Origin of the sequence: Nonomuraea sp. NPDC049655, from assembly GCF_044465465.1 — a bacterium.
Classification (GTDB): domain Bacteria; phylum Actinomycetota; class Actinomycetes; order Streptosporangiales; family Streptosporangiaceae; genus Nonomuraea.
In genome coordinates, this window is record NZ_JBITLS010000017.1 from 34274 (window position 1) to 55367 (window position 21094).

Here is a 21094-nt window from a genome sequence, read left to right on the forward strand (position 1 = left end):
CTAGCGCAGATCAGTTCGACATTGCCGAACGCTTGCGGGAAATCAGTGCTCCGCCGACCGTGAGTGCGGCGTTGACGAGCACCGCCACGATCACCCCCTGGAGCACGGTGCCCATCGCGGCCGTGGCCACGGCGCTCATGACCGGGATGCCCATGGTGATGCCGACCTGCTGCGTCATCGTCGCCAGGCCGGTGGCCAGACCCTGCTCGGAGTCCGGCAGACCGGACGTGGCCGTCACCATGAACCCGACGATCGCCACCATGTTCCCGATCCCGCCCGCGAACGTGGCCGCCAGCAGCAGCCAGATCCATCCGGGACCGGTGCCCAGCAGCGCAAGCGACGCCGTCGCGACGGCCTGAAGCCCGAACCCGGCCGCCAGCGCCCGCCCCCTGCCGAGCCGGCCGAGGACCCGGGGCGCGAGCACGCCGCCGAGCACGGTGCCGAGCCCCAGCACCCCGAACGCCAGCCCGGTCGCCAGGGCCGAGTAGCCGAGCACCTTCTGCAGGTAGAGGGTCATCAGGAAGACGAGGGACGTCTCCGTGGCGAAGGCGATCAGCCCGGCCAGGTTGCCCCAGGTGACGTTGGGCCGGGCCAGGATCGGGACGGGCACCAGGGGCGCGGCGGCCCGGCGCTCGACGTACCAGAAGGCGACGAGCAGGGCGGCGCCGGCGGCGAGCGCGCCCAGGCCGAGGAGGTCGGCGAAGCCGTGCTCGCCGGCCCTGGTCAGGCCGAAGACCAGCGCGAGCAGGCCGGCGGTCACGCTCACCGCGCCGGGCAGGTCCATCCCGGGCCGCTCGGCGGGACGGCTCTCCTTCAGCACCACGGGCGCGGCGACGACCACGGCCAGCGCGACGGGCACGTTGACGAAGAACGCCCACCGCCAGCTCAGCAACTCGGTCAGCAGCCCGCCCAGGATCGCGCCCGAGGTGAACCCGGCCGACATCAGCGCGCCGTTCAGGCCGAGCGCCCTGGCCCGCAGCGGCCCCTCGGGGAACGACGTGGTCAGCAGCGCGAGCCCGGCGGGCGTGACGACGGCCGTGGCCAGGCCCTGGGCGACCCGGGCGACCAGCAGCATGCCGGGTGAGACGGCCAGGCCGCCGGCCAGCGAGGAGACCCCCAGCAGCACCATGCCCGCCAGGAACAGCCGGCGCCGCCCGAACAGGTCGGCGATCCTGCCGAAGAGCAACGTGAACCCGGCGGCGGCCAACGCGAACGCCGTGGCCACCCACTGGAGGTCGGACAGCGCGAAGCCGAGACCTGAACCGATCACCGGCAGCGCCACGTTCAGAATGGAGAAGTCCACGGCGAGCATGAACTGGGACCCCAGCAGGAGCACCAGAACCAGCCGCTGCGCGGACGTCATGCGATCGGATCGGGGCCGATCGGCGAGCACGGTCATGCCATCCCCCTAATGGGACACTAGTTCCGTTAAGATGCGGCACGACGATAGCACGAAAGGGGCATTAATGGAACAAGAGTCCCGTTTGGCGGGGACTGTGCGGCCAGGGGGCCGCACCGCGCGCGTGCGCGCGGCCGTGCTGGAGGCCACTCAGGACGAGCTGGTCGAGCACGGTTTCCATGGGCTGACCATGGACCAGGTGGCGGCCAGGGCCGGCGTGGGCAAGACCACGGTCTACCGGCGCTGGGGCAGCAGGGCCGGGCTGGTGACGGACCTGATGACCGAGCTGGCCGAGCAGTCGTCACCGCACGCCGACACGGGATCCATCGAGGGCGACCTGCTGGCCAACGCCGGGGCCGTCGTGGGCGCGGTCACCGACCACCGGCTCGGGGCCACGTTCCAGGCGGTGATCGCGGCGGGCACCTCCGACGCGCAGGCCGTCCAGGCGTTGCGCGCGTTCTATCTGCGGCGCATCGAGGAGTGGGCGAAGGTCGTCGACCTCGCGGTGAAACGGGGTGAGCTGCCCGAGGGCACCGACGGCATGGAGGTGATCCGGGCGATCTCCGCGCCGCTCTACTACCGCCTGCTGGTCACCAAGGAGCCGGTGGACCTGGAGGTCGCCCGGGACGCGGCGCTGCGCACGCTGGCCGCGGCGCGGGCGGGCGCGTTCGTCCCGCGGGACGCCTGACGCGGCACGACGGGGCCTCTCGCGCCGGCGGGGGCACGGGCGGGGTCACAGGGGGCCGTCGGGGACCGAACGGGGCCAGACGGAGCCGTACCACCACATGATCCCGCCCATCACCACGAGCCCGGCCGCCGTCGCCAGCTTGCCCCACAGGTCGGACGGCGGCCCGGTGTACGGCAGGCGGCCGTGCCTGCGCTCCCGCCCCCAGGCGCAGTCGTTGCGCACCCGGGTGGAGTCGAGCAGCGTGTCGGGATGGGTGTCGGTGACCGAGAACGCCTCGATCTCGCGGGTGGTGCCCCGGTCGATCCGGACCGTCCTGACCACCTGCTTGCGGGCCGGGATCGAGCCGGTCGCCACGCTCCGCGCGTCCACCCGCAGGTCGAACCGGGCGAGCTGGGGGGTCTGGTTGCGCAGCGTGACCCGTACGGACCCCGAACCGCACGCGATCCGGTCGGTCGTCATCGTGAACGGATCACCCCGGTCGGGCAGCGGCCACGCCTGCGCGGACGACGGGAGCAGCACGGCCGCGCCCACGGGAAGGGCGGCCAGGACGAGGCGTGTACCGATGCGCATGTGCTCCTCCCGAGCCCCGCAAGCGTGATCTTTGCCACAGATCGTGCCCATAAGCGCACAGAAAGTAACATGGCCGAGCCGGGGGAGCGGAAGCCCGTCACACCCCTCATGATGGAGGTATGGCGGAAGCGATCTACGTCGGCGGTTTGTTGGTGGCGACGCCGCTTCTTGACGATCCCAACTTCCGGCGTAGCGTCGTGCTGATCCTGGAACACGACCACGACGGCGGCACGCTCGGCGTGGTGCTCAACCGGCCCAGCGACATCTCGGTCACGCAGGTGCTGCCGGTCTGGGACCCGCTGGTGACCGGGCCGCCGGTGCTGTTCGAGGGCGGTCCCGTGCAGACCGACAGCGCCCTCGCCCTCGCGGCGGTCCCGAGCGGGGAGGAGCCGCTCGGCTGGCGCAGGCTCCACGCCGGCACCCCGGCCGTCTCCCGCCTGGGCACGGTCGACCTCGACGCGCCCCCCGAGATCCTCCAGGGCGAGATCGCGCAGATGCGGATCTTCGCCGGGTACGCCGGCTGGACCTCCGGCCAGCTGGAGAGCGAGATCGCCGAAGGCGCCTGGTATGTCGTCGACTCCGAGGACGGCGACACCTTCCATGGCGACCCCGGCTCGCTCTGGCGGCACGTGCTGCGGCGCCAGCCGGGCGAGCTGGCCTTCGTGGCGACCTGCCCCGACGACCCCACGATGAACTAGGCCGCCGGGCGGGTGTCCCAGCCGGGCCGCAGCGACGCCTCGGCCAGCGCGACCGCCTCGGAGATGCGCGAGACGATCTCCGGCATGGTGGTCTCCCTGCGGGGGCACTCGAAGCCGATGCGCATGGTGGACATCGCGAACGCCACGATCAGGTACGTCAGCTGATCGTCCTCGGGGGCGACCCCTCTGCGGGCGGCGACGGCCTCGGCCAGCCGGGTCTCCGTCATGGCGCCCCGGGCCACCGACTGTCCCACCAGATGTGGATATTTATCGAATAGTTGCCGCAGCTTCAGGAACCTCTCGGTGTCCTCCGGCGTTGACCCCTGCATGTCGTCCACCATGGCCCGCAGGCCGTGCATGAGCGACGTGAACGGGGGCTCGTCCGCGGGACGAGCGGCGAACTCCTCCAGCAGGATCTCCTCGCCGTGGTCGTGGAACCACAGAACGAGATGGTCCTTGCTGGTGAAGTAGCGGAAGAAGGTGCGGGGAGAGACTTCGACGACCCCCGCTATCTGCTCGATCGTGGTGGACTCGTATCCTTGTTCGAGGAACAGGTCGAGCGCCGCGTCGAGGAGCGCGAGGCGCGTCTTCTCCTTCTTGCGTTCCCGTAGACCCACAGCGGACACCCCTTCGCCACCTTTCTGTCACAGTGTGCCAGAAGTCATGCGGCGTCTTTTTAAAATCGTTTGTCATAAGTCATCGCCTGACATACCCTACCTGAGGCTTACGAGACCTATGCCGCAGTTGAGCGGTATGTGACTGAGGGGGACCTTATGGCTAACGCGAAGGCGGTCGTCGAACCGTCGTCGCCCGGCCTCGGTAAGACGGGGACAGGTGGCGGAAACCCGTGGCTGGTGCTGTTGGCGGTCAGCCTCGGCGTCATCATGGTGATGCTGGACGGCACGGTGGTGGGCATCGCCAACCCCGTCATCCAGATGGAGTTGAAGGCGTCGTTGTCCGACCTGCAGTGGGTGACCAGCGGTTACCTGCTCGCGCTGGCCGTGTTCCTGATCACGGCGGGCAAGCTCGGCGACCTGTTCGGGCACAAGCGCGTCTTCCTGATCGGCGTGACCGGCTTCGCTCTGTCCTCGATCGGCATCGGTCTCAGCCAGGAACTGGCCGACATCGTTCCCGGCGTGTCGCCGGTCGGCGCGCTGATCGGCCTGCGGGTGCTGCAGGGCCTCTTCGGCGCCCTGCTCCAGCCGGCCGCCCTGGCCCTGCTGCGTGGCGCCTTCCCCGGTGAGAAGCTGAACCAGGCCATGGGGGCCTGGGGTGCGATCATCGGCCTGTCCAGCGCCGCCGGCCCGATCGTGGGCGGCGTGCTGGTGGAGAAGGTGAGCTGGGAGTCGGTCTTCTTCATCAACGCCCCGGTGGGCATCGTCGCGCTGATCATGGGCATTTTCCTGATCAAGGAGAACCGCGTCCAGACGTTCGCCAGGATCGACTGGCTCGGCGTGCTGCTGCTGTCGGGCGCGATGTTCTCGCTGGTCTGGACGATCATCAAGGCCCCCGAGTGGGGCTGGGGCGACTCGACGACGCTGACCTTCATCGGCGCGTTCGTGGTGCTCATCGCCGCGTTCATCTTCTGGCAGAGCAGGGCCAAGCAGCCGCTGGTGCCGCTGTCGCTGTTCAAGAACGCCTCGATCTCGATCGGCACCCTGCTGATGATGATGGTCGCGTTCGCCATGTTCGGCGCGATGTTCTTCCTGGGCTTCTTCTTCCAGGGCGTGCACGGCCTGACCCCGCTGGAGGCGGGTCTGCGGATGTTGCCGATGAGCGCGGGCATGATCGTGGCCTCGCCGCTGGCCGGCATGGCGATCGGCAAGCTGGGGCCGAAGATCACGATGGCCGCCGGTCTGCTGATCACCGCCTGCTCGATGTTCCTCATGTCGCGTCTCAGCATCGACGCCTCGTTCATCGAGAGCGGCCTGCCGTTCGTGCTGCTGGCCTTCGGTCTCTCGCCGGTGTTCGTTGGCGCGACCGAGATCATCGTGGGCAACGCGCCGGTCGAGCTGAGCGGTGTCGCGGGCGGCGTGCAGCAGTCGGCCATGCAGGTCGGCGGCGCGCTCGGCACCGCGATCCTGGGCGCCGTGATGGCCGGCGAGATCGCCGACACCCTGCCCGGCTACCTCGGCCCGGCGGCGCAGGCGATCCCGCCCGCGCAGCTCCCGCTGCTGGAGAAGGCAGCCGCGTTCGGCGCGGCGCCTCCCGGGCTGCCGCAGGTGGTCACCGACGCCGTGCACCACTCGTTCATGGACGGCATGCACCTCGCCTTCCTGGTCAGCACCGGTGTCGCGGTGCTGACGGCCCTGCTGACGCTGTTCGTCAAGGCCGGGCGGAAGAGCGAGGGCGCGCCGGTCCACATGGGCTGACCGCGTCCCGCCGGAACGGCCCCCGCCTGCGTGGCGGGGGCCGTTCCGCTGTCCGGGCCCAGTTGTGCGGGGTGACGGTTGTCCGGGTCCGGTTGTGCGGGGGTGACGGTTGTCCGGGTCCGGTTTATGCGGGGGTGACGGTCAGGACGACGCGGCCCGAGGTCTTGGTGGTGACGGTCAGGATGCGCCTGGCGGCGTTCCAGGCGGCGGTGCCGCCGTCCACCCGGGCGCCGTTCGGGAAGCCGCGCTCGGGCAGGTAGATCTCGGTGGGGCCGGTCTCGTTGGCGTCGAAGACCACCTGGAGGCGGTTCTCGCCGTAGCTCACGCCGACCGGGACGCCGCCGATCGCCCTCGGGTACGCCCTGACGTACGCGCCCGGCAACGCGGTGGCCTTCCCCTTCACGTCGTACGGCCCCCAGGCGTCGGCGTCCCGCGACCAGTAGGCCATGCCGGTGCCCACCTCGTCGCTCAGCCCCTGGACCTTCCGCACCAGGTCGGACGCGCCGGGCCGGGTCATGTCCAGCCCGAACTCGCCCAGCAGGACCGGCGCCCCCATGCGCTCGGCCGTCCGCGCGATGTTGTCGCGCCACCAGCCCAGCGTGCGGTCGGTCCACTCCTTGGAGCCCGCGGCGTAGTCGTCCCCGAGGTCCAGCGGCAGCGGGTAGACGTGCGGGGCGAAGGCGATGCGCGGCGGTCCGCCGCGCGGGTCGTCGAAGCGCGGCAGCGACGACGGCAGCCCCCAGTTGACGCCCACGGCCTGCGGCTCCAGGAAGATCCAGCTGTCCTGGTCGACCGCCCTGATCCGGTCGATGCTCTTGCGGTAGAGGGTGGCCAGGGGGCCGGTCTCGAACGCCGCGCCCTGGACCGAGCCGCCCCACGGCTCGTTCATCAGGTCGTACCCGAGAACGCCCGGCACGTCCTTGAAGCGGGCCGCGACCGCCGCCCACGCCTTGGCGTAGTGGTCCATCAGCTCGGGGTGCTCGCCGGTGGTGTTCCAGAAGTGGTCGAAGGCCCGGATGACGCCGGGTTCCAGGTAGTACATCTCCCAGGTGAAGTGGTCGGTGGCCACCGGCAGGCCGTCGGTGTGGGTGGCCCAGCCGGGCGCGCCGTTGCCGGCGACGCCGGTGGGGGTGATGCCGTTGCCCCACAGGTCCTGGTGCATGTCGAGCATGACCTGGTAGCCGCGGTCGGAGTACCACCGCACCCGCTCAGCCACCTTGTCCAGATATTTCGTGTCATAGGTGCCGGGGGAGGGCTCCACGGCCCGCCACTGGATGAGGAACCGCACGAAGTTGGTGCCCATGTCCCGGTACTCGCGGTCGATGTCGTCCGGGGTCAGCTCGGGCAGGGCGTCGGGGGCGCCCTTGGCGCTGCTCGCCGTGTTGAAGCCGTGCAGGATCAGCGCCCGTCCCCGGTCGTCGGTGACATAGCGGGGCGTGGACGGGGGAGCGTCCCTGGTCGCGGCGGCGACGGCGCCTCCGGCCAGCAGGACGAGCACGGCTGTCGTCGCGAGCAACCTGGCACGCTTCATCTGATCTCCGCGGATGCCGGGAAATGGGGTCTTCCATCAGAATCATGGACGCGGCTAGCCTGCCGAACATGAGCCTTGTTCGCAATAGCCTGCCGGCGATCGTCGCCTTCTTGATCGTCCTGGGGTTCGGTCTGTTCGGCGCGGCCCTGGTCACGAGGGTCGGCTACCTGGCCGTGCCGTCCGCGGTCGGGGCCCCGTACGCGCTGCCGGGCCTGCGCGTCGTCCCCCTCGGCGAGACGACGTGGCTGCTCACGCTCGCCGACACGGTCCTGGCGCTCGCCCTGGTCGGCGCGCTGGCGGCCACGCGCGGCGGCTTCTGGCGCACCTGGGGCAGGTTCCTGGCCGCCGCGGTCGTGGTGAACCTGCTGCGCGCGGCCCTGCTCGCCACGGTCGCGCAGGCCGGGATCGGCGCCTATCTGGGCTATCTCGGCGGCGGCCTGGCCGTGGGGCTGATCTGGGGAATCGTGCTCGGCTGGCTCCCCGGGCTCGCCGCGCTGCCACGCCGGCGCGGTACGCGGGACCGCTCGCCGGCGGGCATAAACTCGATGGGGTGAGCACGAAGATCCTCCCAGAGCAGGAGACCACGCCGCGCACCTCTCACGGTGACGGCGACCACGAGCGCTTCGCCCACTACGCGGACAAGCACAAGATCACCGAGAGCATGGTGACGGGCACACCCATCCGCGCCCTGTGCGGCAAGGTCTGGGTGCCCAGCCGGGACCCGAAGAAATACCCGGTCTGCCCCGAGTGCAAGGAGATCTACGAAGGTCTTCCGTCGGGCGGCGGGGGTGACGACAAGAAGCAGTGAGTGTTGCTGAAGCCCAATCCCCTCGGGTAAGGCTACGGTCGGTAATCTGACCAGCCCATACCGTCACGGGGGGATTGCATGGCCCGGCGCGCGACCGCCGTCTCGTTGGCATGCCTGCTGGCGGCCGGGCTCGCCCCGCCGCTCCCGCTCGACGCCACCCCGACGTCGCCCTGCCAATCGTCGGCCGCGCGCCTGAGCACGCGTCCGACTGCGCGCCCGACTGCGCGTCCGACCGCGCGCCCGACCGCGCGCCCGACCGCGCGCCCGACTGCGGGCGTGTCGAAGGCGACCGGCCCGCGCTCGCCGCTCCCCGAGGACGTCGCCAAGGTCATGGCCGAGCTGAAGGTGCGGCTGCGCGGGGTGGCCGTGCCTGCGCACATCACCGTGCCTACCCGGGTGGTCGTCCTCACCGACGGCCGCCGCAAGGTCTCCGAGCAGGCGGTCAAGGCCCAGATCGACGTGCTCAACGCCGCCTACGCCGGCCGCAACGGAGGCGTCGACACCGGCGTGCGCTTCAAGCTGGAGTCGGTCTCCGTCAAGGAGAACGCCGGCTGGTTCACCGACCCCGTCGGCGGCGAGAAGGACATGAAGACCCGCCTGCACCAGGGCGGCGCCCAGACGCTCAACCTCTACATCGCCCAGCTCAGCGAGCTCATGCTGGGCTTCGCCAGCTACCCCTACTGGTACGCCGGCGCCCCCGCCCTCGACGGCGTCGTGATCGACTGGCGCAGCCTGCCCGGCGGCCCGATGACCAACTACGACAAGGGCTACACCGGCGTCCACGAGATCGGCCACTGGCTCGGCCTGTTCCACACCTTCGAGAACGGCTGCGACGAGCCGGGCGACGGCATCGCCGACACCGCCCCCGAGGCCCGCGCGACCGAGGGCTGCCCCGAGGGCAAGGACACCTGCGCCCACGCCGGCTCCGACCCGATGCGCAACTACATGGACTACACCCACGACCGGTGCATGTCGGAGTTCACCCAGGGCCAGGCCGACCGCATGCACGAGATGTGGACGGCCTACCGACGCAGCGCAGATGCGTAGTTTGGGGGCAATTACGATGTGCAGGTGACAGCACCGAAGGCAATCGACGCTCCCGACACCTCACCCCCGATCCTCGGGCCCCAGTACCGCACCGCCACCTTGGGGATCCTTCTGGTGGTCACGCTGATCGCCTTCGAGGGCATGTCGGTCGGCGTCGTCATGCCGGCGGTCTCGGCCGACCTCGACGCGCTCAACCTCTACGGCATCAGCTTCTCGGCCTTCCTCATCGCCAGCCTGTTCGCCAACGTGGTCGCCGGGCTCTGGTCGGACCGGCGCGGCTACCCGCTGCCGTTCCTCGTCGGGGTGGTGCTGTTCGTCGCCGGGATGGCGCTGGCCGGCGCGGCGGACGCCAAGGAGCTGTTCCTGGTGGCGCGGGCCGTCCAGGGGCTGGGCGCCGGTTCCTCGATCGTGGCGCTGTACGTGATGATCGCCCGGGTCTACCCGGCGGTCGTGCGGCCCAAGGTCTTCGCGGCGCTGTCGGCCGCCTGGGTCGTGCCCTCGATGGTCGGGCCCGCCGTGGCGGGGGCCGTCGCGAAGGAGTGGGGCTGGCGTTTCGTCTTCTACGGGATCATCCCGCTGGTGGTGCCCGCGCTGGTGATGCTCGTCCCGGCGCTCCGGATGGCCTCGCCGGGGGAGGCCGACGAGAGCCCGCGCGGGCCGCGTTCGCAGCCGCTGGCGATGACGCTGGCCGCCACGTCCGCCGCCGGCGGCGCGGGCGTGCTGCTGTGGGGCGTGGACGAGCTGCACAAGCAGCCGGTGATCGGCGCGGCCACCACGCTCGGCGGGCTGGGCTTCCTCGTCTACGGCCTGCACCGGCTGCTGCCGCCGGGCGCGCTGCGGTTCGGGCGCGGGCTGCCCACCACCGTGCTGCTGCGCGGGTTCTTCTCGGCCGCCTTCTTCGGGGTCAACTCCTTCATCCCGCTGGTGCTCACGTCGGTCAAGCTCTTCGACGCCAGGGCCGCCGGGATCGCGCTGACCACGGGCGCGCTCGGCTGGTCGGCGGGCTCGTTCCTGCAGAGCAGGCGGACCGCCGAGCCGCACCGGCGGATCAGGCTCGGGGCGGTGTGCGTCACGGCCGGGATCGTGATCGCGCTGTTCGCGGCGCTGCCCGCGGTGAGCGGCTGGATCGCGGTGCCGGCCTGGATCGCGGCCGGGTTCGGCATGGGTCTCGGCATGACCACGGTCAGCGTGACCGCGCTCAGGCAGTCGCCGGTCAGCGAGCAGGGCGCCAACTCCGCCGCGCTGTCGGTCACCGACATGCTGGGCTCGGCCCTGACCGTGGGCCTGGGCGGCGCGGTGATCAACTTCATCGGGCACGGCTCCGGTCAGATCGCCGCCGGATTCGTGGTGATCTCGGTCCTCATGGCGCTCATCGGGCTGGCCGCCACGTTCCTGGCCGCGCGCACCCGCTGATCGTGTGATTCTGCCCCTCCCGCCACAGCGATCACGGATCGCCAGATCTTCGTCCCGAGGAGTGATAGGACAACGGGACGAGGAGGTGTCATGGAGGATGATCACCGGGTCTGGCCCCCCGCTTCCGGGCCCCGGCACCGCCGCACTCCTCCCCAGGACGCGGACTTCCCGGACGACCCCGACACCGACGACAGCGACAGCGACGACGACAGCGACGACGACAGCGGCGGCGGCGACGAGGAGGCCCCCTGGCCGCCGCGCCGGGGGCGCGACCCGTACGAGCGGACGGCGTGGAACCCGCGGATCCGCAGGACCGTCCCGTTCGACCCGCCGGCCGAGCCGCTGCCGCCCTCGGCCCGCCGCCACGCCACCCCCTCCGAGCCGCTGCCGCCCTCGGCCCGCCTCTACGGAACCCCCGCCGACCCCGGCCCGCTGGAGCAGGCGCCGCGGCGCGGACGGCGTCTGGCCGGCGTCCTGGTCGTGCTGGTGGCGGTGGCGGGGCTGGTCGCCGGGGTGAGCGCGGCGGCGTCCCGGCTGACCGCGCCGCCGCCGCGGCCCGACCGGCTGAGCGACGCCGTGGCCGGCGTGACGCTGCGGCTGCCGCCCGGCTGGAGCGCCGGGACGGTCCCGCCGGTCACCGGCTTCACCTCGGTCGCCAGGGACGGCAACGGCGCGCTGGTCATGGCCAGGCGGGTCGCCGAGCCCGTGCCGAACGCCAAGAAGGCCGCGGGGGAGGCCGCCGAGCTGTACTCCAGGCTGCTGCTCAAGGGCGACAAGGTCACGGTCGTCGACGACCGTGACATCCCGCAGGGACACACCCGGGCCCTGCGGGCCGAGTACCAGGACGTCGTCAACCGGCCCGCGTTCCTGCGCGTGATGCTTCTCACTCGCGCGGGCCGCGCCGTGCTGCTCGTCGGCCTGCTCCAGCCCGAGGCGGCCACCGGCAGACAGGCGCTCGACGCGGTGATGACGAGCTTCAGATAAGCCACATAGCACGTAGGGAAGACCTTGGCCAGAATCCTCGGTGCACGGCACGTCTTGTCGGTGAGCCCGATTACTCTTGGGTCACTGTGAGAGAGCGAAGCACACGAACCCCAGAGGTGATGCGGTGAGCACCTTCGCCGCGTCCCACCTTTCGCCTTCCTATCCAGACCGCGCCGCGTGGGGCACCGCGCCCAAACTGCGCGCCTGGCAGCAGCAGGCGTTCGACCTGTACTTCAGGCGCGAGCCGCGTGACTTCCTCACCGTGGCCACCCCCGGCGCGGGCAAGACGACCTACGCCCTGCGCATCGCCAGCGAGCTGCTGGCCAACGGGGTGATCAGGGCCGTCACCATCGTCACGCCCACCGAGCACCTCAAACGCCAGTGGGCCGACGCAGCCGCCCGGGTCGGCATCGGCATCGACCCGGAGTTCAAGAACAGCCAGGGCACGACCTCGCGCGACTACACCGGGGTGGCGGTGACCTACGCGCAGGTCGCGATGCACCCCGCGCTCCACCGGGCGCGCACCGAGGCCCGCAAGACGCTGGTCATCTTCGACGAGATCCACCACGCGGGCGACGCCAAGTCGTGGGGCGACGGCGTGCGCGAGGCGTTCGAGCCCGCCACCCGCCGGCTCCAGCTCACCGGCACGCCGTTCAGGTCCGACGACAACCCGATCCCGTTCGTCGGCTACGAGGAGGACGCCGAGGGCGTCAAGCGCAGCGTCTCCGACTTCTCCTACGGCTACGGCCCGGCGCTCGACGACGGCGTCGTCCGTCCGGTGATCTTCCTGGCCTACTCCGGCGAGATGAAGTGGCGCACCCGCGCGGGCGACGAGATCGCCGCGACGCTCGGCACCCCGCTCACCAAGGATCAGCTGTCCCAGGCGTGGCGGGCCGCGCTCGACCCCAAGGGCGACTGGATCCGCCAGGTCATGCAGGCCGCCGACCGCCGCCTGACCGAGATCCGCCGGGGCGTGCCCGACGCGGGCGGCCTGGTGATCGCCACCGACCACGAGACCGCCCGCGCCTACGCCCGCCACCTGCGTAACATCACCGGCGAGGGCGCGACCGTGGTCCTGTCCGACGACCCGGGGGCGTCCAAGAAGATCAAGCAGTTCGCCGCCTCCCACGACCGGTGGCTGGTGGCCGTCCGCATGGTCTCCGAGGGGGTCGACATCCCGCGCCTGTGCGTGGGCGTCTACGCCACCTCGACCTCCACCCCGCTCTTCTTCGCCCAGGCCGTGGGCCGGTTCGTGCGCGCCCGCAAGCGCGGCGAGACCGCCTCGGTCTTCCTCCCCTCGGTGCCCACCCTCATGGGGCTGGCCAACGAGATGGAGGTCGAGCGCGACCACGTGCTCAACAGGAAGCCCCCGGAGGACGGCCTCGACGACAGCCTGCTGGAGCAGGCCAACCGGCAGAAGGACAACCCCGACGTCCTGGGCGACGAGCTGCCGTTCGAGACGATGGAGACCTCGGCCACCTTCGACCGGGTGCTCTTCGACGGCGGCGAGTTCGGCACCGGCGCGGAGATCGGCTCGGCCGAGGAGGAGGACTTCCTCGGCCTGCCCGGCCTCCTGGAGCCCGACCAGGTGGCCACCCTGCTCCGCAAGCGCCAGTCCGACCAGCAGGCCGCCAAGCGCAGGCAGAGCCCGGCCGAGCAGCCCAAGGAGACGCTCGCCCCGCACGAGCAGATCGCCGAGCTCCGGCGCGAGCTCAACGGCCTGGTCGGCGCCTGGAACCACCGCACGGGCCAGCCCCACGGCGTCATCCACGCCGAGCTGCGCCGCACGTGCGGCGGCCCGCCGATCGCGCAGGCCACGGCCGAGCAGATCCAGGAGCGCATCGACGCCATCCGCCGCTGGGCCACCCAGCGGCGCTAGCCGCGCCCCCTTCGCCGGTTCCCCGCGAACCGGCGAAGGGGTCCGACGGGGGTTCGGCAGGGGACCCTGCACATTTGGACACAGAGCAGTGACCTTCCGTTAGAAGGCCGGCCAGAACGGCAACAACCCTCTTGGCTGTCTTGGGATACCAGAAGGATCTTGCCCATGTCGTCTGAGGCCCCCGGCAGGTCGACGCTCACCGTCGCTTCCGGCCTCTCCCGAAACGCCGTCATCATCCGGCTCGAAGGCGAGCTCGACGTCTACGCGATCCCGGTCCTGCGCGAGCACATGCAGCGCGTGTGGGAGCTGCCGGCCAAGCCGTTCCTGATCCTCGACCTCGGCGCGGTCGCCTTCTGCGACTCGATGGGCATGAACGAGCTCGTCGAGGTCATGCAGCGGTGCGAGTCGAGGGGCACCAGGCTGCTGCTCGCGGGGGTGCACGGGGTGATGGCGCGAGTGTTGTCGATCACGGGGCTGCGGCACGCGTTCGAGGTGTTCACCCGGTTCGACGACGCCCTGCGGCTGGCCGTGGCGACCCTCTAGGAGGCTCTAGAGGCCGGCGGGGGCCGGGATCCTCTTCCCGGAGCGGCCGTCCACCGGTATGTAGCGCTCGTCGCCCGGCAGCGGGACGGTCAGCGCGGCCCGGCCGTCCTTGACCCGGACGGGAAGGGTGCGCACACCCTGATGGTCACCGTTCAGCGGCCCCTCGTGCACCCACACCAGCAGCCGGCGGCCCTCCGGACGGGCGATCACCTTGGCCGTCGCGCACTCGCGCGGCGCGGCCGACCACGACAGCACGAGCTGCCGCCCGACCTTGGCCCACTGGGGGATCGGGGTGCGCTCGTCGCAGGCGGGCAGCGCGGGCGCCGGCGGCATGTCGTGGGCCACGACGGCGGGGCCGCGGCCGGAGGGCACGTCGCCCATCGCGACCGTCGCGACCTCCAGCAGCGCCAGCGTCACGACCGCCCCCACCCGCGCCCCCGGACGGCCCTTGACGAGCACCCAGAGGGCGAGAGGGGTGAGCAGCAGCCAGGCCACGCCCAGGGAGATGGCAAGCATGAGAAACCTCGCACAGGATGAAGAGTTATGACTCTACGTACTACTTCGACTGCGGAGAGGTTAGGTCATCCTTGAATATCACATGACCGCAGGGTTGCGCACTGTGTACCGTCCGTGATCCGGCTCGGTCGCGGCACAACCGCGGGTGGCCCCCGGGCGGGGCCGGTCAGCCCGCCTTGGGCGTGCCCTCCAGCGTCACGCCCGCGGCCTCCATCTGGGCCATGGCCGACTGCGTGGTCGCCGGGGAGACGCCCGCCGTGAGGTCGAGCAGCACGCGCACGGCCAGCCCGTTGGCCGCCGCGTCGAGCGCGGTCGCCCGCACGCAGTGGTCGGTGGCGATGCCCACCACGTCGACCTCGGTCACCCCGCGCTCGCGCAGCCAGTCGGCCAGCGGCGCGCCGTCGCCCGAGGCGCCCTCGAAGCCGCTGTAGGCCGCCGCGTGGGCGCCCTTGCTGAAGACCTCCTCCACCTCCGACACGTCGAAGGAGGGATGGAAGTCGGCGCCGGGGGTGCCGGCCACGCAGTGGGCGGGCCAGGACGTGACGTAGTCGGGGGTGTCCGAGAAGTGGGTGCCGGGGTCGACGTGGTGGTCACGGGTGGCCACGACGTGGTCGTAGCCGTGGTCGCCGAGATGGCGGGTGATCGCGGCGGCCACCTCCGAGCCGCCTGCCACGGCCAGGCTGCCACCCTCGCAGAAGTCGTTCTGCACATCGACGATGATCAACGCGGTGCCCATAAGAGCACGATACGTCAGACGAACTCCGTGGGGATCGCCGCGTACCCCCTCCCGAGGTGCAGCGCCTCCTGGGGGAGCAGCGCGACGGCCGCGGCGTGGCGGTCACGGGCGGCGGACAGGGGCTCCCGGCCGACGACCTCGCCGTCGCGCACCAGCTCGTGCAGCAGGGGGATGCCGCCGTCTGGGACGACGCCGCCGGTCGTGATCAGCTCGGTCTCGACGTGCCCGCCGTCGTCGAGCAGCCGGTACGCCTCCTTGCGCCCCCCGCGCGACGGCTTGCCCACCGACCGCTTGGCCACGGCCTCCAGCCGGCCCGCCCCGGTCTCCCGCGCCACCAGCTTGTACACCAGGGCCGCCGTGGGGACGCCGGACCCGGTCACCAGGGAGGTGCCCACGCCGTAGCCGTCCACCGGGGCGGCGGCGAGCGCGGCGATGGCGTACTCGTCGAGGTCGGAGGTGACCACGATGCGGGTGTCGAAGGCGCCGAGCGAGTCGAGCAGCTCGCGCACCTCCTGGGCGGCGGCGGCCAGGTCGCCGGAGTCGATGCGGACCGCGCCCAGCTTGTTGCCGGCCAGCTCGACCGCCGTGCGCACCGCCTGCTCGACGTCGTAGGTGTCCACCAGCAGCGTCGTGCCCACGCCGAGGGAGGCGATCTGGGCCTCGAACGCGTCCCGCTCGGAGTCGTGCAGCAGGGTGAACGCGTGCGCGGCCGTGCCCGCCGTGGGGACGCCGTACATGTGGCCGGCCATGAGGTTGGAGGTGGAGGCGAACCCGGCGATGTAGGCGGCGCGGGCGGCGGCGACGGCGGCGTACTCGTGCGTGCGGCGCGAGCCCATCTCGATGAGCGGGCGCTTGCCGGCGGCGTTGGCCATGCGGGAGGCCGCCGAGGCGATGGCGCAGTCGTGGTTGAGTATCGACAGCGTCAGCGTCTCCAGCAGCACGGCCTCGGCGAAGGTGCCCTCGACGATCATGATCGGGGAGGCGGGGAAGTACAGGTCGCCCTCGCGGTAGCCGTAGACGTTCCCGGAAAACCGGTAATCGGCGAGAAACGCCAGAGTCGATTCGTCGACCACCTCCTGCTCGCGGAGAAAGGTGAGTTCTTCGTCACCGAAACGGAAGCGTTCGAGCTCGTCCAGGACGCGTCCGATGCCGGCCACGACCCCGTACCGGCGGCCGCCCGGCAGGTGTCTGGCGAACACCTCGAAGACCGCGCGCCGGTGCGCCGCGCCGCTGCGCAGTGCCGCCTGGAGCATCGTCAGCTCATAGTGATCTGTGAGCAACGCAGTGCTCATGGTCATTCTCACGACTCGAAGACTACGACCCAGATAGGGCAGACTCGGGGATGTGGGTAGCACCGCTCCAATCACCGTCGAGCGTCCGTCATCGGACGTCCGGCCCGATCTGCCATGGGTGACCATCGTCTGGAACGACCCGGTCAACCTCATGTCCTACGTGACCTATGTCTTCCAAACCGTCTTCGGCTACACCAAGGAGAAGGCGGAGAAACTGATGCTGGACGTCCACCAAAAGGGCAAGGCGGTCGTGTCCAGTGGCACGCGCGAAGAGATGGAACGCGATGTGCAGATTCTTCACTCCTACGGCCTGTGGGCGACGGTCCAGCCGGATTCGGTCAAGTGAGGCGGCGGCAGTGAGTTCGGGGTTCTCGGCCGGGCGGAACGGCTCGGTCATCGCGCAGTTCGAGGCCGCGGAGGTCTCGCTGTTGCGCTCGCTCGTCTCGATGCTGCTCGGCCTGGTCGCGCCGGGGGAGACCAGCGACGATCCGCTGGAGCGGGCGCTCGGCATCGGGGCGGCCCAGGCGCCCACCGACCCGGTGCTGGCCCGGCTGTTCCCCTCGGCCTACGAGGACGAGCAGGAGGCCTCGGAGTTCCGCCGCTACACCGAGGCCACGCTGCGCGACGGCAAGCGCGCCGACGCCCAGACCGTCCTGGACACCGCGCGGCCGGGCGGCGCCGAGCTGACGCCGGAGCAGGCCCAGGCGTGGCTGCGCTCGCTCAACGACGTGCGCCTGACGCTCGGCACCAAGCTCGACGTGACCGAGGAGGTCCACGACGAGATCGCCATGATGTCCGAGGACGACCCCCGCTACCCGGCCTACGTCACCTACGACTGGCTGACCTACCTCCAAGACAGCCTGGTCCGCGCCCTCTGGTAGCTTCCGGGCATGCTCACGATCTCGCAGGAACTGGTGGACAAGATCGTCGCGCACGCGCGGGCCGACCATCCCGACGAGGCGTGCGGGGTGATCGCGGGCCGCGACGGCGTGCCCGAGCGGTTCGTCCCGATGGAGAACGCCGAGCGTTCGCCCACCTTCTACCGGTTCGACTCCATGGAGCAACTGCGCGTCTGGCGGGAGATGGACGACCGCGACGAGGAGCCCGTCGTGATCTACCACTCCCACACCGCCACCGAGGCGTACCCGTCGCGCACCGACGTGTCCTACGCCTCCGAGCCGCAGGCCCACTACGTCCTGGTCTCCACCAGGGACGAGAACGAGGTCGAGTTCCGCTCCTACCGGATCCTCGACGGAGTGATCGAGGAGGAAGAGGTAAGATTCCTCCCATGATGGTCCGGCCGGTGCAGAGCTACCTCTTCGCGCACACCCCGGCCGTCGTCGTCTACGACTGTCGCTGATCTGGAATCCGTACCAAGCCATCGGTGTTGCCGCCGATGGGACGACGACCAGATAAGAGGAGAATGACCGCGATGGCCATCGAGGTTCGCATTCCCACCATCCTGCGCACCTACACCGACGGCGCCAAGGCCGTCGACGCCGAGGGCGCCACCCTCGACGAGCTGATCAGCAACCTTGAGTCGCGCCACCCCGGCATCAAGGACCGCCTGGTCGACCAGGGCAGCCTGCGCCGATTCGTCAACGTCTACCTCAACGACGAAGACGTGCGCTTCCTCGGCGGCCTCGGCACCCCGGTGTCCGACGGCGACACGGTGACCGTGCTGCCCGCCGTCGCCGGCGGGTGACATGCGGTTCGACTCGCTGATCGACTCGGTCGGGCGCACGCCGCTCGTCGGGCTGCCCCGGCTGTCGCCCTCGCCCGAGGTGCGCGTCTGGGCCAAGCTTGAGGACCGCAACCCGACCGGGTCGATCAAGGACCGGCCGGCGCTGTGGATGATCGAGCAGGCCGAGAAGGACGGCCTGCTCACGCCCGGCTGCACGATCCTGGAGCCCACCAGCGGCAACACCGGCATCTCGCTCGCGATGTCGGCCAAGCTGAAGGGCTACCGGCTGATCTGCGTGATGCCGGAGAACACCTCCGAGGAACGCCGCCAGCTCCTGCGCATGTGGGGCGCGGAGATCATCTCCTCGCCCGCCGCGGGCGGCTCCAACGAGGCCGTCCGCGTGGCCAAGGGCCTGGCCGCGGAGAACCCGTCCTGGGTGATGCTCTACCAGTACGGGAACCCGGCCAACTGGCGCTCCCACTACGAGACCACCGGCCCGGAGATCCTGGCCGACCTGCCCACGGTCACCCACTTCGTGGCCGGGCTCGGCACGACGGGCACGCTCATGGGCGTCGGCCGCTTCCTGCGGGAACGGGTGCCCGGCGTGCAGATCGTCGCCGCCGAGCCGCGCTACGGCGAGCTGGTCTACGGCCTGCGCAACGTCGACGAGGGCTTCATCCCCGAGTTGTACGACGAGTCCGTGCTGACCACCCGGTTCTCCGTCGGCTCGGCCGACGCGCTGCGGCGCACCCGCGAGCTGCTGGCCGCCGAGGGCATCTTCGCCGGCGTCTCGACCGGCGCCGCGCTGCACGCCGCGCTGGGCGTGGCCGGGAAGGCCGTCAAGGCGGGCGAACGGGCCGACGTCGTCTTCGTGGTGGCCGACGGCGGCTGGAAATACCTGTCCACGGGCGCCTACGAAGGCACCCTGGAGGAGGCGGAAGACCGCCTCGAAGGCCAGCTCTGGGCCTGAGGACATGAAGAAGGGGGCGGCCGTCCCGGCCGCCCCCTTCTTTTCTTGCCTGGTCAGTTGAACAGGACCCGCAGCGAGAAGTCCGCCTCGGTGGCGCTCTGCTTGCCGCTCAGCCCGACGGCCCGCAGGACCTGCACGTTGGCCTTCTCGTCGCCCTCCATGCTCTGCAGGTACAGGTGCTCGACCTTGTCGAGGTCCACGAAGAGCGCGAAGGTGGCCTCGCCGGCGTCGGGGATGGCGGTCTGGAACGTCTCGGAGTCGCCCAGCGTGCCCTCCTCGGCCAGCTTCTTGGCGTACTCCTCGCTCGTCGCCGCCGTGAAGACGCCGTCACCGGGCACCTTGGCGAGCTGCGGAGCGGGCTGCCCACTGGCCGCCAGCGCCTTCTCGATCTTGCCGACGACCGCCTGGGCCTTGGCCGGGTCGGTGACCACGCGGACGCCCGCCTTGATCTGGTCGCCGTCCAGGCCCTGGCTGTCCACCGCGACCGTGAAGTTCTTGCCGAGCACCGTGGCGAGGTCGCCGGGCAGGTCGAGGCCGAACTTGGTCTTGGCCTGGTCGAGGAGCTGCTGCACCTCGGCGCCGCCGCCGGCCGCGGCCGACTTCTGGATCTGGGCCCACTGGCTGGTGATCAGCTGGTCCAGGCCGGAGACCGACAGGGCCCCGGCGGTGCCGGCGGGCAGCGTGCCCAAGGTGGCGGGCTGGAGGTCGTCCGAGGTCACGCCCTTGGCGCCCCTGACCAGGCCGGCCAGCTCGACGTAGGCGCTGTCGAAGCGCAGCGCGCCGGCGAACCGGGCGTCCTTGATGGGCTCGATGCTCGCGGCCTGCTCGGCGGGGATGGGGGTGAGCTTGGCCAGCCCGCCCATGTCCGCCCAGAACGACAACACGCCCTGCTCGCCGACGTCGCCCATGTCGTCGTTGAACTCGCTGTTGTCGGCGAGGGTGGCCTCGCCCTTCGCGAACTTGTCGGCCAGCGCCTGGGTCGAGGACAGCAGCGCGTAGTCGTCGCGGAAGGCGATGCCGTACTTGTCGCCGTCCATGAGCTTGGCGATGCCCGCCTTGGCCTGCGCCTGGTCCTTGACCTGCACGGCCACCGCGAAGTCGGGCTCGGACTTGCCGGAGGGCACGGCGGCGAAGCCGACCCTGCTGCCCAGCCACGGGTCCACGTCCTTGGCGAAGTCGACCTTCTTCTCGCCGCTGTCGTTGACCAGGTTGAACAGGGCCTGACGCGGGTCCTCGCCGGTGAAGGAGCCCTTGGTGACCGTGAACTTCCTGGCGAGCTGGAACAGCGCCAGCTTCTGGTTCGCGGCCGGGTCGAGGTCGAGGCGGGCGTAGGCGATCGCGTTGGCGGGCAGGACCTCGTCCGGCTGCGTGCCGCCCCCGCCGATCGCGCCCACGGCCCACACCGCGCCGCCGCCGAGCAGCACCACCGCGAGCGCGGCCGCGCCGGCGATCAGCCAGCCCTTGCGGCCGCCCTTCTTCGCCGGCTGGGGCGGGCCGAAGCCCTCGGGGCCCTGCTGCTGCCAACCTTGCTGCCCGTACTGGTCCTGCTGCTGCCAGCCCTGCTGCTGGTGCTGCTGCGCGTAGGGGTCCTGCTGCGGCCAGCCCTGTTGCTGGGCGTGCTGGTCCTGCGGCGGCCAGGTCGGCTGTTGTTGTTGCTGCTGTTGCCAGCCCTGCTGGGCCTGGCCGCCGTACGGGGCGCCGTAGGCGGGCTGCTGGCCGTAGGCGGATTGAGGGCTGTAAGCCGGCTGCCCGTACGAAGCTCCCTGCCCCGGCTGCGGGGCCTGCTGACCATACGGCTGCTGGTACGGCTGCTGCTGTTCCTGCGGCTGGTCCCAGCCTCCTCGGTACGCCGTCGTGCGCTCAGGATCCTGGCCAGGTGGGGGATTATTCGCAGACATCACTCAACTCACAATGTGGACTTTTGACCACAGAGAAGGTAGCTGATGTTGCTAGATGGCCGCTTG

Annotated in this window: 23 protein-coding genes and 1 pseudogene; 16 read left to right on the plus strand and 8 right to left on the minus strand. The window is 70.9% G+C overall.

Annotated features, from left to right (window positions below; genetic code table 11):
- Window positions 1–10: 10 nt before the first annotated feature.
- Complete coding sequence (locus tag ACIBQ6_RS42520) at window positions 11–1363, minus strand: MFS transporter (protein WP_397218627.1); 1353 nt, start codon at window positions 1361–1363, stop codon at window positions 11–13.
- Window positions 1364–1466: 103 nt separating this feature from the next.
- Between ACIBQ6_RS42520 and ACIBQ6_RS42525 the strand changes: the two genes are divergently transcribed.
- Window positions 1467–2087, plus strand: coding sequence for a TetR/AcrR family transcriptional regulator (locus ACIBQ6_RS42525; protein WP_358283510.1), 621 nt, complete (start codon window positions 1467–1469; stop codon window positions 2085–2087).
- Between the two features lie 45 nt (window positions 2088–2132).
- Here the strand turns inward: ACIBQ6_RS42525 and ACIBQ6_RS42530 are convergent, their stop codons facing one another.
- Window positions 2133–2657 carry a hypothetical protein gene (locus ACIBQ6_RS42530; RefSeq protein WP_358283512.1) on the minus strand — a complete coding sequence of 175 codons (525 nt, stop codon included), beginning with the start codon at window positions 2655–2657 and terminating at the stop codon, window positions 2133–2135.
- A gap of 119 nt (window positions 2658–2776) precedes the next feature.
- Here ACIBQ6_RS42530 and ACIBQ6_RS42535 point away from each other — a divergent pair, with 119 nt between their 5' ends.
- Window positions 2777–3355 carry a YqgE/AlgH family protein gene (locus ACIBQ6_RS42535; RefSeq protein WP_358283513.1) on the plus strand — a complete coding sequence of 193 codons (579 nt, stop codon included), beginning with the start codon at window positions 2777–2779 and terminating at the stop codon, window positions 3353–3355.
- Here the strand turns inward: ACIBQ6_RS42535 and ACIBQ6_RS42540 are convergent.
- Entirely contained in the window at window positions 3352–3981 is a 630-nt protein-coding gene (locus ACIBQ6_RS42540; RefSeq protein ID WP_358283515.1) for a TetR family transcriptional regulator, read from the minus strand. The two genes, ACIBQ6_RS42535 and ACIBQ6_RS42540, sit on opposite strands and share 4 nt — an antisense overlap.
- Window positions 3982–4128: 147 nt before the next feature.
- On the opposite strand from ACIBQ6_RS42540, the gene ACIBQ6_RS42545 reads away from it, so the two are divergent.
- A complete protein-coding gene (locus ACIBQ6_RS42545) occupies window positions 4129–5727 on the plus strand; it encodes an MFS transporter (RefSeq protein ID WP_352350086.1) in 1599 nt (532 codons plus the stop codon).
- Window positions 5728–5851: 124 nt separating this feature from the next.
- Here ACIBQ6_RS42545 and ACIBQ6_RS42550 read toward each other — a convergent pair whose 3' ends face one another.
- Complete coding sequence (locus ACIBQ6_RS42550) at window positions 5852–7258, minus strand: cellulase family glycosylhydrolase (RefSeq protein ID WP_397218628.1); 1407 nt, start codon at window positions 7256–7258, stop codon at window positions 5852–5854.
- A 68-nt stretch (window positions 7259–7326) separates the two neighbouring features.
- Between ACIBQ6_RS42550 and ACIBQ6_RS42555 the strand changes: the two genes are divergently transcribed.
- The 8 genes and pseudogenes from ACIBQ6_RS42555 (at window position 7327) to ACIBQ6_RS42590 (ending at window position 13932) form a co-directional block, all read left to right on the plus strand.
- Window positions 7327–7812, plus strand: coding sequence for a hypothetical protein (locus ACIBQ6_RS42555; RefSeq protein WP_387667931.1), 486 nt, complete (start codon window positions 7327–7329; stop codon window positions 7810–7812).
- Window positions 7809–8066 carry a DUF3039 domain-containing protein gene (locus ACIBQ6_RS42560; protein WP_358283521.1) on the plus strand — a complete coding sequence of 86 codons (258 nt, stop codon included), beginning with the start codon at window positions 7809–7811 and terminating at the stop codon, window positions 8064–8066. The genes ACIBQ6_RS42555 and ACIBQ6_RS42560 overlap by 4 nt, the downstream gene beginning before the upstream one ends.
- Window positions 8067–8144: 78 nt before the next feature.
- Window positions 8145–8306, plus strand: a pseudogene (locus ACIBQ6_RS42565) (hypothetical protein); the annotation flags it as partial.
- Between the two features lie 36 nt (window positions 8307–8342).
- Window positions 8343–9113, plus strand: coding sequence for a zinc metalloprotease (locus ACIBQ6_RS42570; protein ID WP_358283523.1), 771 nt, complete (start codon window positions 8343–8345; stop codon window positions 9111–9113).
- Between the two features lie 24 nt (window positions 9114–9137).
- Window positions 9138–10526 carry an MFS transporter gene (locus tag ACIBQ6_RS42575; RefSeq protein WP_397218629.1) on the plus strand — a complete coding sequence of 463 codons (1389 nt, stop codon included), beginning with the start codon at window positions 9138–9140 and terminating at the stop codon, window positions 10524–10526.
- 90 nt (window positions 10527–10616) lie between these two features.
- Window positions 10617–11510, plus strand: coding sequence for a hypothetical protein (locus ACIBQ6_RS42580; RefSeq protein ID WP_397218630.1), 894 nt, complete (start codon window positions 10617–10619; stop codon window positions 11508–11510).
- A gap of 124 nt (window positions 11511–11634) precedes the next feature.
- Window positions 11635–13389 carry a DEAD/DEAH box helicase gene (locus ACIBQ6_RS42585; protein WP_358283529.1) on the plus strand — a complete coding sequence of 585 codons (1755 nt, stop codon included), beginning with the start codon at window positions 11635–11637 and terminating at the stop codon, window positions 13387–13389.
- Window positions 13390–13554: 165 nt separating this feature from the next.
- The gene (locus ACIBQ6_RS42590) at window positions 13555–13932 is read left to right on the plus strand and encodes an STAS domain-containing protein (protein WP_358283531.1); all 378 of its coding nucleotides are present in this window, start codon (window positions 13555–13557) and stop codon (window positions 13930–13932) included.
- Window positions 13933–13938: 6 nt separating this feature from the next.
- On the opposite strand, the gene ACIBQ6_RS42595 is transcribed toward ACIBQ6_RS42590, so the two are convergent.
- From ACIBQ6_RS42595 to ACIBQ6_RS42605, 3 genes are all read right to left on the minus strand, one after another.
- Entirely contained in the window at window positions 13939–14448 is a 510-nt protein-coding gene (locus ACIBQ6_RS42595; RefSeq protein ID WP_358283533.1) for a hypothetical protein, read from the minus strand.
- Window positions 14449–14614: 166 nt separating this feature from the next.
- Window positions 14615–15184 carry a nicotinamidase gene (locus ACIBQ6_RS42600; protein WP_397218631.1) on the minus strand — a complete coding sequence of 190 codons (570 nt, stop codon included), beginning with the start codon at window positions 15182–15184 and terminating at the stop codon, window positions 14615–14617.
- Between the two features lie 14 nt (window positions 15185–15198).
- The gene (locus tag ACIBQ6_RS42605; protein ID WP_397218632.1) at window positions 15199–16482 is read right to left on the minus strand and encodes a nicotinate phosphoribosyltransferase; all 1284 of its coding nucleotides are present in this window, start codon (window positions 16480–16482) and stop codon (window positions 15199–15201) included.
- Between the two features lie 46 nt (window positions 16483–16528).
- Here ACIBQ6_RS42605 and clpS point away from each other — a divergent pair, with 46 nt between their 5' ends.
- From clpS to ACIBQ6_RS42630, 5 genes are all read left to right on the plus strand, one after another.
- Complete coding sequence (gene clpS, locus ACIBQ6_RS42610; RefSeq protein WP_352350112.1) at window positions 16529–16822, plus strand: ATP-dependent Clp protease adapter ClpS; 294 nt, start codon at window positions 16529–16531, stop codon at window positions 16820–16822.
- Between the two features lie 10 nt (window positions 16823–16832).
- The gene (locus ACIBQ6_RS42615; RefSeq protein ID WP_352350114.1) at window positions 16833–17357 is read left to right on the plus strand and encodes a DUF2017 domain-containing protein; all 525 of its coding nucleotides are present in this window, start codon (window positions 16833–16835) and stop codon (window positions 17355–17357) included.
- 9 nt (window positions 17358–17366) lie between these two features.
- Window positions 17367–17768: a M67 family metallopeptidase gene (locus tag ACIBQ6_RS42620; protein ID WP_352327704.1), complete on the plus strand. Its 402-nt coding sequence runs from the start codon at window positions 17367–17369 to the stop codon at window positions 17766–17768.
- A 140-nt stretch (window positions 17769–17908) separates the two neighbouring features.
- Window positions 17909–18181, plus strand: a complete 273-nt coding sequence (locus tag ACIBQ6_RS42625; RefSeq protein ID WP_352350116.1) for a MoaD/ThiS family protein — start codon at window positions 17909–17911, stop codon at window positions 18179–18181.
- 1 nt (window position 18182) lies between these two features.
- Complete coding sequence (locus tag ACIBQ6_RS42630) at window positions 18183–19130, plus strand: cysteine synthase (protein WP_358283538.1); 948 nt, start codon at window positions 18183–18185, stop codon at window positions 19128–19130.
- A gap of 53 nt (window positions 19131–19183) precedes the next feature.
- Here ACIBQ6_RS42630 and ACIBQ6_RS42635 read toward each other — a convergent pair whose 3' ends face one another.
- The gene (locus ACIBQ6_RS42635; RefSeq protein WP_397218633.1) at window positions 19184–21028 is read right to left on the minus strand and encodes a DUF3352 domain-containing protein; all 1845 of its coding nucleotides are present in this window, start codon (window positions 21026–21028) and stop codon (window positions 19184–19186) included.
- Window positions 21029–21094 lie beyond the last annotated feature (66 nt).